10 protein-coding genes are annotated in these 13,155 nt (G+C 63.1%); 6 read left to right on the top strand and 4 right to left on the bottom strand.

The annotated features are described in order from the left end of the window. Positions 1–260 precede the first annotated feature (260 nt). Complete coding sequence (locus C8D04_RS02810; RefSeq protein ID WP_116003505.1) at positions 261–719, top strand: RidA family protein; 459 nt, start codon at positions 261–263, stop codon at positions 717–719. 56 nt (positions 720–775) lie between these two features. Here the strand turns inward: C8D04_RS02810 and C8D04_RS02805 are convergent, their stop codons facing one another. The 3 genes from C8D04_RS02805 to C8D04_RS02790 form a co-directional block, all read right to left on the bottom strand. After that, on the bottom strand, positions 776–2,560 hold the full coding sequence (locus tag C8D04_RS02805; protein WP_116003504.1) for a methyl-accepting chemotaxis protein: 1,785 nt from the start codon (positions 2,558–2,560) through the stop codon (positions 776–778). 124 nt (positions 2,561–2,684) lie between these two features. Then, the gene (gene parC / locus C8D04_RS02800; RefSeq protein WP_116003503.1) at positions 2,685–5,036 is read right to left on the bottom strand and encodes a DNA topoisomerase IV subunit A; all 2,352 of its coding nucleotides are present in this window, start codon (positions 5,034–5,036) and stop codon (positions 2,685–2,687) included. A gap of 507 nt (positions 5,037–5,543) precedes the next feature. Continuing rightward, on the bottom strand, positions 5,544–7,529 hold the full coding sequence (locus tag C8D04_RS02790; RefSeq protein WP_116003502.1) for a DNA topoisomerase IV subunit B: 1,986 nt from the start codon (positions 7,527–7,529) through the stop codon (positions 5,544–5,546). A gap of 137 nt (positions 7,530–7,666) precedes the next feature. On the opposite strand from C8D04_RS02790, the gene C8D04_RS02785 reads away from it, so the two are divergent. The 5 genes from C8D04_RS02785 to bamC are packed head-to-tail and all read left to right on the top strand — an operon-like array spanning position 7,667 to position 11,714. Continuing rightward, entirely contained in the window at positions 7,667–8,884 is a 1,218-nt protein-coding gene (locus C8D04_RS02785; protein WP_116005977.1) for an MFS transporter, read from the top strand. Positions 8,885–8,886: 2 nt separating this feature from the next. Further along, positions 8,887–9,045, top strand: a complete 159-nt coding sequence (locus C8D04_RS18625) for a hypothetical protein (protein WP_158550273.1) — start codon at positions 8,887–8,889, stop codon at positions 9,043–9,045. A 42-nt stretch (positions 9,046–9,087) separates the two neighbouring features. Continuing rightward, the gene (locus C8D04_RS02780; protein ID WP_233521090.1) at positions 9,088–9,666 is read left to right on the top strand and encodes a class I SAM-dependent methyltransferase; all 579 of its coding nucleotides are present in this window, start codon (positions 9,088–9,090) and stop codon (positions 9,664–9,666) included. Positions 9,667–9,700: 34 nt separating this feature from the next. Continuing rightward, positions 9,701–10,597, top strand: a complete 897-nt coding sequence (gene dapA / locus C8D04_RS02775; protein WP_116003501.1) for a 4-hydroxy-tetrahydrodipicolinate synthase — start codon at positions 9,701–9,703, stop codon at positions 10,595–10,597. A 31-nt stretch (positions 10,598–10,628) separates the two neighbouring features. Beyond that, entirely contained in the window at positions 10,629–11,714 is a 1,086-nt protein-coding gene (bamC, locus tag C8D04_RS02770) for an outer membrane protein assembly factor BamC (protein WP_116003500.1), read from the top strand. Between the two features lie 240 nt (positions 11,715–11,954). Here bamC and dctP read toward each other — a convergent pair whose 3' ends face one another. Continuing rightward, a complete protein-coding gene (dctP, locus tag C8D04_RS02765) occupies positions 11,955–13,034 on the bottom strand; it encodes a TRAP transporter substrate-binding protein DctP (RefSeq protein WP_116003499.1) in 1,080 nt (359 codons plus the stop codon). Positions 13,035–13,155 lie beyond the last annotated feature (121 nt).

The raw sequence follows: 13,155 nt of genomic DNA, 5'->3' as shown, positions 1-13,155 counted from the left end.
ATTGGCCCCAGCGAGGACAGTTTTTGCCGGATTTGCAGCCCCATAGCCCGGCTATGGGGCAAAAAGACGGTAAAAAATGGACCGCTGCGGCCGATTTGCAGCCGACGATTTCCAAGCCCGACAGGCTCCTGGGTCTGCGCAGCAAGCACGGGGCTGTGTAACATGCCAACCCTTGGCCCGGCCCTGCACGCAAAAATCCGTCTGCGTGGTGGAGCGCCCCGCTCCCGCAATGCCGGAATCTATTTTCTTCAAGGAACACCATGAGCGTTTACGACCAGCTTTCCGCCCTGAACATCACCCTGCCCCCCGTCAGCGTACCGGCGGCGGCCTATGTGCCCTATGTGCAGACCGGCAACCTCGTCTTCCTGAGCGGCCACATTGCCCGCAAGGACGGCAAGCCCTGGGTTGCACAGTTTGGCAAGAACATCACGACCGAAGAAGGCAAGGCAGCTGCCCGCGCTGTCGCCATCGACCTGATGGGCACGCTGCAAGCGGCAGCGGGCGGCGACCTGAACCGCGTCAAGCGCATCGTGAAGGTGATGAGCCTGGTGAACTCCACAGGTGACTACACCGAGCAGCACCTGGTGACCAATGGCGCCAGCGAACTGCTGGGCCAGGTGTTTGGCGAAGCCGGTGTGCATGCGCGCAGCGCCTTCGGCGTGGCGCAGATCCCCATGGGCGCCTGCGTGGAGATAGAACTGATCGCCGAACTGGCCTGATCGTCAGAGCCGGTCAGGTTCAGGGGCGGCATCCACCGCCGCCGCCCCTCTCACGTTCAAAAGGATTCCCAGTCGTCGTCACTGGCAGCAGCTTGGGCCCGCGGTGGTGCTGCCGGGGGCTGCGCAGCCGGTTTGTGGGCTGCAGGCGACGCCTTTGCTGAGGCCAGACGCACAGCAGGTGCCTTGGCCGCCGGGGTACGCAGCGGAGCCGGTTTGGCGGGCGCAGGCACGCCGCGCGCCGGGGCAGGTGCTGCCACCGGTGCACTGCGCCGCACGGGTTGTGCGGGTGGCAGACCCGAAGTATTGACCTTGAAGATCGATACCACCTGGGCCAGCTGCTCAGCCTGCTCGCGCAGGCTTTGGGCTGCGGCCGCACTCTCTTCCACCAACGCTGCGTTCTGCTGCGTCATTTGATCGAGGTTACCCACGGCCTGGTTCACCTGGGAAACACCCGCGCTTTGCTCGGTGGATGCAGCGGTGATTTCGCCAATCATGTCGTTCACGCGCTGCACCGACTGCACGATATCCTGCATGGTGGTACCCGCGTCCTGCACCAGGCGCGAGCCGGCTTCGACCTTCTCGACCGAGGTGTTGATGAGCTGCTTGATCTCCTTGGCCGCTTCGGCGCTGCGCCCGGCCAGGCTGCGCACCTCGCTGGCCACCACGGCAAAGCCCCGGCCCTGCTCGCCCGCACGGGCGGCCTCAACGGCCGCATTGAGCGCCAGGATGTTGGTCTGGAAGGCAATGCCGTCGATCACGCCAATGATGTCGGATATTTTTTGGCTGCTGTGCTGGATGGCCTCCATGGTGGAGACCACCTGGGTCACCACCTCGCCACCACGCTGCGCCACACCACTGGCTCCCGCCGCCAGGCTGCTGGCCTGCTGCGCACTGCTGGCGCTTTGCTGGATGGTGCTGGTGAACTCCTCCATGGCGGCCGCTGTTTCCTGCAGGTTGCTGGACGTCTGCTCGGTGCGCGCCGACAGGTCATGGTTGCCCGCCGCAATCTGGGCGCTGGCCGTGGCAATGCTGTCGGTGCTCTGGCGCACCTGGTGCACCATGCGTCCGAGAGAATCGCTCATGGCGTAGAGCGAGTGCAGCAGTTCGCCGAATTCGTCTGCCCGCGTGATCGTTTCACGCTGGCTCAGATCCCCCTCAGCAATGCGCCCCGCCAAGGTTGTCGCCTGCTGCAGCGGCTGCACAATGCTGCGAATCAGGTAGTAGGCCCCAATGATGATCGCCAGCAGCAAGGCTCCCACGGCCGCCCCAGCCATTTTGACGGTATCCATACCGGCACGGCCCAACTCATCGCGGGTTTCCTGCATGATCTGCTTTTCCAGCTGCACGAAGTCCCGCAGGGTTTGCAGATAGGCCGCCGAGGCCGGGTTATAGGTCTGGCGCACAAAGGTTTCGGCCTGGTCGCCCTGGCCATCGGCCTTGAGTTTGCGCGCCTGGTCGCGCTGCGCCACCATATTTTTGCGGGCTGCGGCAATCGTGTCCATCTGCGCTTTTTCACGATCTGACAGCGCCAGCGCCTCCAGCGACTTTTGCACCTCGCTGATCTTGGCCGAAGTAGCAGCCATGGCATCCTTGAACTCGGCCTGCATCGCGGGGTCATCACTGAGCACCAACGCCAGGGTGCGCACCGCGTTGGTTTCCGTCAGGCCCGCCCATTGCACGACCGCATCATGCCGCTGGACGGTTGCTTGCAAGATCACGTCGGCGTCGGCACGTGTCTTGGCCGACCGATAGCCCGAAAACCCAACGACGGCCACCAGCAACACCACAATGACCGTGACGGCCAGCCACAACTTGTGGCCCATTTTCAATTGCTGAAACATCGGAGTCTCCCTTCTTGCATTGAAACAATTTGTGCTTGTTACAGCGATATTGCACTGTTTTCTGTTGAAGCACAAAACCAGCATGCGCACACAGGAACATGCGCGACTCCCTGTAGCTTGAGAGCTACTCTATCCGCGTCACAGTGGCCGGCTTGAATCCAAGGTCCGCAGCCTTGCCCTTGCGTCCCCGTGCGGCGCGGGCGTTGTTGAGCGAGCGGATCTCCAGCGTTTCATCGCGCTGTTTTCCGCCCCGGCCCACGCCGTCGAGGCGGATGCTGCGGGTATAGGCCGCCGCACCCGCAAGCTGGTCCTTGTCTTCCAGGTCGATCAGCATCAGGCCACGACCGCCGTTGGCCATGGTTTTCAGCTCGGTGATCTCGAACGTGAGGATGCGCCCGCCCGTGGAGGCACAGGCCACATGCGTGGCCGGGGCCAACACCTGGCCCCCGCTGGAGCCTGCGGCGTGCGAAGGCGCGCACACGGTCTCGCCTTCGCCCAGCGTGAGAAACGCCTTGCCCCCCTTCTGGCGTGACACCATGTTCTCCACCGCCGCCAGAAAACCATAGCCGCCCGAACTGGACAACAAAAGCGTGGCGTTGGCCGGGCCCGCAAAATAATGCTGCACCTGCGTACCCGCTTCCAGCTCAATGAGCGTGGTCACCGGTTGACCATCACCGCGCGCACCGGGCAGCAGCGACACGGCTACCGAATAGATACGCCCATTGCTGCCAAAGGCGAGCAAGGTATCGACCGTGCGGCATTCAAACGTGCCATACAAGCCGTCGCCCGCCTTGAAAGCAAAGCTGGCCGCCTCATGCCCATGGCCGTTGCGCGCACGCACCCAGCCTTTTTGCGACACGACCACCGTGACGGGCTCGTCCACCACCTTGACTTCGGCCACCGCCTTTTTCTCGGCCTGGATCAGGGTGCGGCGCGGGTCGGCAAAGGTTTTGGCATCCGCCTCAATCTCCTTGACCATGGTGCGGCGCAGCGTGCCCGGGTTGTTCAGAATGTCTTCGAGCTTGCCCTGGCTGTCGCGCAGTTCTTTCAGCTCTTGCTCGATCTTGATGGCTTCGAGCCGCGCGAGCTGGCGCAGGCGAATTTCAAGAATATCCTCGGCCTGCCGGTCGCTCAGGTTGAAGCGTGCAATCAGCGCGGCCTTGGGCTCTTCGGCCGCGCGGATGATGGCGATCACTTCGTCGATGTTGAGCAGCACGGTCTGCCGCCCTTCAAGGATATGGATGCGGTCGAGCACCTTGTCCAACCGGTGCTGGCTGCGCCGCGTGATAGTGGTCTGGCGGAAGGTGATCCACTCTTCGAGCATCTGCCGCAGCGACTTTTGCACCGGTCGGCCATCGAGCCCCACCATGGTCAGGTTGATGGGCGCCGAGGTCTCCAGGCTGGTGTGCGCCAGCAGCGCGGTGATCAGCTCTTGCTGCGGCGTCTTGCCGGTCTTGGGCTCGAACACCAGGCGCACGGGCGCGTCCTTGCTCGACTCATCGCGCACCACGTCGAGCACGGCCAGGATGCTGGCCTTGAGCAGGACCTGGTCCTGACTCAGGGCCTTTTTGCCAGCCTTGATCTTGGGGTTGGTGATTTCTTCGATTTCTTCGAGCACCCGCTGCGTGCTCACACCGGGCGGCAGCTCGCCCACCACCAGTTGCCACTGGCCACGCGCCAGGTCCTCGATCTTCCAGCGCGCGCGCACCTTGAGGCTGCCACGGCCCGTGCGGTAGGCGTCGGCGATGTCGCCCGCACTGCTGATGATCTGGCCGCCCCCCGGGTAATCGGGACCGGGCACCAGCGCCAGCAACTCGTCCTGGCTCAGCGTTGGCGTCTTGATCAGCGCCACGCAGGCGTCGGCAATCTCGCGCAGGTTGTGGCTGGGGATTTCGGTGGCCAGACCCACGGCAATGCCGCTGGCGCCGTTCAGCAAGGCAAACGGCAGGCGCGCGGGCAGCTGGCGCGGTTCCTCCGTGCTGCCGTCGTAGTTGGGCATGAAATCGACCGTGCCCTCGTCGATTTCATCGAGCAGCAGGCTGGTGATGCGCGACAGCCGTGCCTCGGTGTAGCGCATGGCGGCAGCGCCATCGCCGTCACGGCTGCCAAAGTTGCCCTGGCCGTCGATCAGCGGGTAGCGCTGCGAAAAATCCTGCGCCATGCGCACCAGCGCGTCGTACGCCGACTGGTCGCCGTGCGGGTGAAAACGCCCCAGCACATCGCCCACCACGCGGGCACTTTTGACCGGTTTGGGCGCGCTGCTGCGCGTGGGGCCGCTGTACGACAGGCCCATGCGGTCCATTGCATACAGAATGCGCCGCTGCACGGGCTTGAGGCCGTCGCACACATCGGGCAGCGCGCGGCCCTTGACGACAGAGAGCGCGTATTCGAGGTAGGCACGTTGGGCGTAGCTGCCCAGGCCCGGTTCGTCGGGGGTCTCGGACGCGGAAAAGGCAAGGCCGGGTTGCTCACTCATAGGTCAATCACTATCTTTTTCATAGCTACTAGCGCTTGATGTATAAGCGCTAGAGGCCAATTTTGCTTGAATTTTGGCGATACTAAATAAATCACTGCGATGGCGCGCGCCGTGCTTCGGGATGGGATGCAAGGCGCAAACCGCCGTCATAGCCATCGCTATGGCGAGGATTTGCAACGCAGCAGACCGCCCGAGGCACGGATGCGCGGCGCGTGAGGGACTTGTTCAGCATGGCCTTAGAACCTGTTCAACATCTTTTGGGAGATCGCATTGGAGTGCAATCGGGAGGAGTGGGTGCTTCGGATGCGCCGCATGGGCTCGTGCCCATGCAAGCAGCCGGGGCGTCCAATCGCCCGATTTCACTCCAACCCTTCGGGCAAGTGCCTTGCCGGGCGGTCTGCGGCGTTGCGGCGCTTGTTGATAGCCGGGCTATCAACTGCACACCGCGCCTTGCATCCCATCCCGGCAAGGTACTTGTGCGACTCCAAAAAGACATTGAACAGGTTCTTAAACATCGATCTCGACGCTGTCACCGTGCAGCTCCATCAACTCGCGCCGCGACCCCGCCTCGCCCTTGCCCATGAGCTTGGTGATGAGGCCTTCGGTGGCGGCAAAGTCCATGCTGCCCAGCTGCACCGGCAGCAGGCGACGGGTGTCGGGGTTGAGCGTGGTGTCCCACAGCTGCTCGGCGTTCATTTCACCCAAGCCTTTGAAGCGGCTGATCTGGCACTTGTCGCGCGCCACGCCGTCTTTTTCGGCCTTGTCGAGGATGGCTTGCAGCTCGCCGTCGTCCAGCGCGTACTGCTTGGCCGCCGGTTTTTTGCCGCGCGCGGGCACGTCCACACGAAACAGCGGCGGGCGTGCCACGTAGATGTGGCCGGTTTCGATGAGTTTAGGAAAGTGCCGGAAAAACAGCGTGAGCAGCAGCACCTGGATGTGCGAGCCGTCCACGTCGGCATCTGACAGGATGCACACCTTGCCGTAGCGCAGGCCCGACAAATCAGGCGAATCGTTGGGGCCGTGCGGGTCCACGCCAATCGCCACCGAGATGTCGTGGATTTCGTTGTTGGCAAACAGCCGGTCGCGCTCGACCTCCCAGGTGTTGAGCACCTTGCCACGCAGCGGCAGGATGGCCTGGCTTTCCTTGTCGCGGCCCATCTTGGCGCTGCCGCCGGCCGAGTCGCCCTCAACCAGAAACACTTCGTTGTGCGCCAGGTCGCGGCTTTCGCAATCGGTCAACTTGCCGGGCAGCACTGCCACCCCCGAGCCCTTGCGCTTTTCGACCTTCTGGCCTGCCTTCTGCCGCGTTTGCGCGGCCTTGATGGCCAGTTCGGCGAGTTTCTTGCCATATTCGACATGCTGGTTCAGCCACAGCTCGAGCGCCGGTCGCACAAAGCTCGACACCAGCCGCACCGCGTCGCGTGAGTTCAACCGCTCCTTGATCTGGCCCTGGAACTGCGGGTCCAGCACCTTGGCCGAGAGCACGTAGCTGGCGCGGGCGAACACGTCTTCGGGCAGCAGCTTGACGCCCTTGGGCAACAGGCTGTGCAGCTCGATGAAGCTTTTGACGGCGGTGAACAGACCATCACGCAGGCCGCTCTCGTGCGTGCCGCCCGCGCTGGTGGGGATGAGGTTGACATAGCTCTCGCGCACCGGCTGGCCGTCTTCGGTGAACGCCACGCACCAGGCCGCGCCCTCGCCTTCGGCAAAACTCTCGTGCCCGCCATCGGCAAAACCTTCGCCCTCGAACAGCGGGATCACCGGTTCGCCGTTCAGGGTCTGCTGCAGATAGTCGCGCAGGCCGCCCTTGTATTGCCAGGTCTGGGTGTCACGGGTTTTTTCGTTGACCAGCGAAACGCTCACGCCCGGCATCAGCACCGCCTTGCTGCGCAGCAGGTGCGTGAGCTCGTTCATGGGCAGGTGGCTGGACTCGAAATATTTGGCGTCGGGCCAGGCACGCACCGTGGTGCCCTGCTTGCGGTCGCCTTCGCCCTTGGGCTGCGTGGTCAGCGGCTCGATCACATCACCGGCCGAGAACACGAGGCGCGCGACCTGGCCTTCGCGGTAGCTCGTCGCTTCGAGCCGGGTGGAGAGCGCGTTGGTCACGCTCACACCCACACCATGCAGGCCGCCCGAGAAGCTGTAGGCGCCGCCCTTGCCTTTGTCGAACTTGCCGCCCGCGTGCAGGCGCGTGAAGACCAGCTCGATCACCGGCGCGTTTTCTTCCGGGTGCAGGCCAAACGGGATGCCTCGGCCATCGTCTTCCACGCTCACCGAGCCATCGGCGTGCAAGGTGACCTTGATCTTTTTGCCGTAGCCGGCCAGCGCTTCGTCGGCGGCGTTGTCCAGCACTTCCTGGATGACGTGCAAGGGGTTGTCGGTGCGGGTGTACATGCCCGGCCGCTGCTTGACGGGCTCCAGGCCCTTGAGCACGCGGATCGAGCCTTCGGAGTATTCGCTATTGGAGGAAACGGGAGAGGGTTTGGCTGCCATGGGGGCGGATTGTAGTGTGCTGCTGCGCAAACAGCTGGATGAATACACAGGCACAAGATCTGCAGCCCATGGTTTTTGCCGCGTACCGGTCACCCGTGTTCCGGCGCATTTTGGACAAAATCGCTACATTTATGCGTATGCATACGAATTCCCAAAAATTGTCCATGTTCCAGGTGCTGGCGTGCGGCGCAGCCATTGTCACGCTGTCCATGGGCATTCGCCACGGCTTTGGTCTGTGGCTGCAGCCCATCACGCAGGAGATGGGCTGGACACGCCAGTCTTTTGCACTGGCCATCGCCATCCAGAACCTGTCCTGGGGGTTGATCGGCATCTTTGTCGGCATGGTGGCCGACCGTTTTGGCGCCTTTCGCGTGCTCGTTGCCGGTGCCGTACTGTATGCCTTGGGCCTGGCGGGCATGGCCCTCTCGCCCACCCAGACGCTGTTTGCCCTGACCACGGGCGTGCTGATTGGCGCGGCGCAGGCGGGCACCACCTATGCCGTGATTTATGGCGTGCTGGGGCGGCAGATTGCCCCCGAGAAGCGCTCGTGGGCCATGGGCGTGGCGGCGGCGGCGGGATCGTTCGGCCAGTTCCTCATGGTGCCGGTGGAGGGCCTTCTGATTGCCAACCTGGGCTGGCAAACGGCGCTGCTGGCGCTCGCGTTGATGGTTTTACTGATCGCGCCGCTGGCCTATGGGCTGCGGGAACCGGGCTTTCAGGGCGCGGCACCTGCACATCGCCAGCAAAGTATTGGCGAGGCGCTGACCGAAGCGGTGCGCAACCCCAGCTTTTTGCTGCTGACAGCGGGCTATTTTGTCTGCGGCTTCCAGGTGGTGTTCATTGGCGTGCACATGCCCAGCTACCTCAAGGACCACGGCCTGTCCCCCCAGGTGGCCAGTTTTTCACTGGCGCTGATCGGGCTGTTCAACGTGTTTGGCACCTATATCGCGGGCACGCTCGGCCAGCGCATGCCGCGCCGCCATATCCTGGCCTTCATCTATTTTTCCCGCGCCGTGGTCATCACCATTTTCCTGTGGGTGCCCCTGTCGCCCACGTCGGTGTATGTGTTCTCTGCGATCATGGGTGCACTGTGGTTGTCCACGGTGCCGCCGACCAACGCCACGATTGCGCAGATTTTTGGTGTGCAGCACCTCTCCATGCTCGGCGGGCTGGTGTTCTTCAGCCACCAGATCGGCAGCTTCATGGGCGTGTGGCTGGGGGGTTATCTGTACGACCGCACGGGCAGCTACGATATCGTCTGGCAGATCGCCATTGGCTTGGGGTTATTGGCTGGGCTGGTGAACCTGCCGATCCGCGAACAGCCCCTTGAGCGCGGCGCACCACAACCGGCCTGACCATGTCGATCACCCCCAACACCCCCACATCTGCACAGCGCAAGCACCGCCGCTGGATGGCCTGGGCGCTGGCCGTGGTGGCGCTGCTGGCGGTGTTTGCGCTCTATAGCCAGCCGGAATTCATGGTGATGCTCGCCGACCAGGTGTGGGCCTGTTTTTAGACAAATTGGCCTCTGGCGCTTATGCAGCAAGCGCAACCAGCTATGAATATGAAAGCAACCTATTCCCCACCCGTTGCGCTGGACAACGCTTCTGAATGGGTGCGGCGCTGGTCACACCTGGTGCCGCCGCAGGCGCCCATGCTCGATGTGGCGTGCGGCCAGGGCCGCCACCTGCGCTGGTTCCACACCCTGGGTCATCCGGTGACCGGCATTGACAGCAACCCACAAGCCATCGACGCAGCGGCCTCCGTGGGTGAGGCGATTGCCGCCGACCTTGAAAGCGGCCCCTGGCCGCTGCCCGGGCGCCTGTTCGGCGCGGTCGTGGTCACCAACTACCTCTGGCGCCCACTGCTGCCCATGCTGGTGCAGAGCCTGGCCCCGGGCGGGGTGCTGCTGTACGAAACCTTTGCCTGCGGCAACGAAACCGTGGGCCGCCCCGCGCGGGCAGACTTTTTGCTGCAACCCGGGGAACTGCTCACGGCCTGCGCCAGTCTGCAGGTGGTGGCCTACGAAAACGGATTTCTCGACCCCCCCGCACGCTTCGTGCAACGCATTGCCGCCGTGCGTATGCCACCGAGCGGCGTTTCACCGGCACGCCATCCGCTGCGCGCGCACTCCTAGTTAGAATGCTCTTTTACCGTTTACCACTGCGGACATGACCTCTTCCACCGTCCCCCTCACCGGCAGCATCGTCGCCCTCGTCACCCCCATGCACGAGGACGGCAGCGTGGACTACCCTGCCCTGCGCAAACTGATCGACTGGCATATCGCAGAAGGCACCGACTGCATCGGCGTGGTGGGTACCACGGGCGAATCGCCCACGGTGGACGTCCAAGAGCACTGCGAGATCATCCGCGTCAGCGTCGAACAGGCGGCGGGCCGCGTACCGGTCATGGCCGGGTGCGGCGCGAACTCTACCAAAGAGGCCATCGAGCTGGCCCGCTTTGCCAAGGGCGTGGGCGCCGACAGCCAGCTCCAGGTAGTGCCCTACTACAACAAGCCCACCCAAGAGGGCCAGTACCAGCACTTCAAGGCCATTGCCGAGGCCACGGGCGACCTGCCCATCGTGCTCTACAACGTGCCCGGCCGCTCGGTCGCCGATATGCAGCACGACACCGTGCTGCGGCTGGCGCAGGTGCCCGGCATCATCGCCATCAAGGAAGCCACGGGCAACATCGAGCGCGCGCAGTGGTTGATCCGCGACCTGCCGAAGAGCTTTGCCGTGTATTCGGGCGACGATCCGACCGCTGTGGCCCTGATGCTCTGCGGCGGCCACGGCAACATCAGCGTAACGGCCAACGTAGCGCCGCGCCTGATGCACGAACTGTGTGTGGCTGCCATTGCAGGCAATGCCCGCCGCGCCATGGAAATCCAATTCCAGCTGATGCCCGTGCACAAGCACCTGTTCGTCGAAGCCAACCCCATTCCCGTCAAGTGGGCCATGGCCCGCATGGGCCTGTGCGGCGGCACCATGCGCCTGCCCATGACGCCACTGAGCCAGGGCAACGAGGCCGTGGTCGAAGGCGCACTGCGCTCCGCACGTCTGCTGTAACCAGCCCCCCGATACTCAAGAGGATTTCCGCGTGAACCAAACTGCACGACTGGGCCTGCTGGGCCTGACCATTGCCTTGTCCGCCTGCTCGGTGCTGGAAGGCGAGAAGATCGACTACAAGAGCGCCAGCAAGGGCTCTTCGCTGGAGGTTCCGCCCGATCTGACGCAGCTCTCGCGAGAAACCCGCTACGCCGTGCCTGGCGGCGTGGTTTCGGCCAATGCGCTGCAGGCGGGTCAGGCAACGCAGCCCTCCGGCCCGCAGACAGCGCTGGCGCAAATGGGGGATGTACGCATCGAGCGCAACGGCGACCAGCGCTGGCTGGTCATCAATCGCCCGGCCGACAAGCTCTGGGAACCGGTGCGCGAGTTCTGGCTGGAAAACGGTTTCACGCTCGCGCTGGACCAGTCCAAGCTCGGCATCATGGAAACCGACTGGGCCGAAAACCGCGCCAAGATTCCGCAAGACATCATCCGTAGCACGCTGGGCAAGGTGCTCGATTCGCTCTACTCCACGGGTGAGCGCGACAAGTTCCGCACACGCATGGAACGCGCTGCCGATGGCAGCACCGAAATCTATGTCAGCCACCGCGGCATGGTGGAAGTCTTCAACAGTGCCACCAAGGATTCCACCGTGTGGCAGCCGCGTGCGGCCGATCCGGAGCTGGAAACAGAATTCCTGCGCCGCATGATGGTCAAGCTGGGCGTGAGCAAGGAGCAAGCGGCAGCCGTAGCGACCGCCTCCGCACAGCGCCCGCCCGCCGCGCGCGTGGCGACCGTGGGCGATGTCCCTGTGGTGCAGATTGACGAGGGCTTTGACCGCGCCTGGCGCCGTGTCGGCCTGGCCCTGGACCGGACCGGCTTTACGGTGGAAGACCGTGATCGCAGCCAAGGCGTGTATTTCGTGCGTTATGTAGCCCCCAAGGACGACAAGAAAGAAAAGGGCTTCCTGGGCAAGCTGTTCAGCTCCGAGAAAACCGTTCCGCCACTCAAATACCGCATCGTTGTCCGCAGCCAGGGCGAGGCCACCACGGTGTCGGTCCTCAATGCCGCTGGCGCACCCGAAACCTCGGCCAACGCGTCGAGCATCGTGCGCGTGCTGGCAGACGATCTCAAATAATTCACCCCGAATACGGCCTGGCCGCGGCGGCCAGTGCCGTGATCAAACCGCTATGAAGTTTTGATGCCGCTCTCGCCACCCTGGCGACACCATGGCAGGAAAAGCCGCTGCAGACGTGCGGCATAAGACCGACACAGCAAGAAAAAACCAGCCGGTCAGCATCCATTGCAGGGCGAGAAGCCTGCAGATGCTGAACCGGCTGGTTGGTTCAAGCCAAGATGCTCCCGGCTCGTTCCGTGCTTAGAGCTTCTGGCGCTGCATGAAGCTGTCGAAGGTACCTTCGGCAAAGCGGAACCACAGCACCTGATCGCGCTGGAAGTTCAGATAGTCGGCGTGGATCTTCTTCCAGTCCGGATTTTTTTCATTGAGCTCGGCAAAAACTTCCTTGGCGGCTTTGTACGAAGCGTCCATGACCGACTGCGGGAACGGCAGCACCTTGGCCTTGGCCGCCACCAACTGCTTGAGGGCACCTGGATTGCGTGCGTCGTAACGCGCCTGTGTGGTCACATGCGCTTCGTGCGCAGCGGCCTGGACAATAGCCTTGTTCTCACTCGACAGGCCGTTGAATGCCTTGTCATTGATGTAGAACTCCAGATTCAGACTGCCTTCCCACCAACCGGGGTAGTAATAGAAGGGCGCGACTTTGTTGATGCCCAGCTTCTGGTCATCGTAGGGTCCGATCCATTCGGCGGCGTCAATCGTGCCTTTTTCCAGAGCCTGGTAAATTTCTCCGCCCGGAATGTTCTGCGGCACGCCGCCCATGCGCTCGATAACCTTGCCGGCAAAACCGCCGACACGGAACTTGAGCCCCTTGATATCAGCGGGCGACTTGATTTCCTTGCGGAACCAGCCCCCCATTTGCGCACCCGTGTTACCGCCGACAAAGTTAACAATGTTGTATTGCGCATAAAAATCGCGCATGAGCTTGTGGCCGTTGCCATCCACAACCCAGGCGGTCAGTTGGCGCGAATTCATGCCGAACGGAATGGCACCACCAATGGCAAAGGCCTCGTTCTTGCCGAAAAAATAGTAAGGCGCTGTGTGCGCCATCTCCACCGTGCCACTCTGCACGCCATCGACCACACCAAAGGCAGGCATCAACTCGCCCGCTGCATGGACCGACACTTCAAACTTGCCACCCGACATTTCCTTGACGGCCTTGGCAAACACCTCGGCCGAGCCAAAGATGGTGTCCAGCGATTTAGGAAAACTCGATGCCAGACGCCAGCGCACTGCAGCTTGTGCATGCACCGCTGGCGCGACACCTGCCGCAAGCACCCCGGCAAGGCCGGCATTTTTGATAAGGGAACGACGATCCATTACAAGTCTCCTGTGGATTAAGAAAAGGTGCTGGCGGCGCTTGTGGCGCCCCAAAAAAAAGCCGAAGCCCGGCCCACACTTCTGCGGGCCGAAATCTCCGGCACTTGGGCGATCGCTGCAT

Source organism: Simplicispira sp. 125 (assembly GCF_003096555.1).
Classification (GTDB): Bacteria; Pseudomonadota; Gammaproteobacteria; order Burkholderiales; family Burkholderiaceae_C; genus Simplicispira.
Note: the sequence above shows the minus strand (reverse complement) of the source record. Positions and strands in the feature narration are given on the sequence as shown.

Coding starts and splice junctions, on each gene's coding strand:
- C8D04_RS02810 (WP_116003505.1), top strand. CDS start 261: ATGAGCGTTTACGACCAGCTTTCCGCCCTGAACATCACCCTGCCCCCC.
- C8D04_RS02805 (WP_116003504.1), bottom strand. CDS start 2,560: ATGTTTCAGCAATTGAAAATGGGCCACAAGTTGTGGCTGGCCGTCACG.
- parC (WP_116003503.1), bottom strand. CDS start 5,036: ATGAGTGAGCAACCCGGCCTTGCCTTTTCCGCGTCCGAGACCCCCGAC.
- C8D04_RS02790 (WP_116003502.1), bottom strand. CDS start 7,529: ATGGCAGCCAAACCCTCTCCCGTTTCCTCCAATAGCGAATACTCCGAA.
- C8D04_RS02785 (WP_116005977.1), top strand. CDS start 7,667: ATGCATACGAATTCCCAAAAATTGTCCATGTTCCAGGTGCTGGCGTGC.
- C8D04_RS18625 (WP_158550273.1), top strand. CDS start 8,887: ATGTCGATCACCCCCAACACCCCCACATCTGCACAGCGCAAGCACCGC.
- C8D04_RS02780 (WP_233521090.1), top strand. CDS start 9,088: ATGAATATGAAAGCAACCTATTCCCCACCCGTTGCGCTGGACAACGCT.
- dapA (WP_116003501.1), top strand. CDS start 9,701: ATGACCTCTTCCACCGTCCCCCTCACCGGCAGCATCGTCGCCCTCGTC.
- dctP (WP_116003499.1), bottom strand. CDS start 13,034: ATGGATCGTCGTTCCCTTATCAAAAATGCCGGCCTTGCCGGGGTGCTT.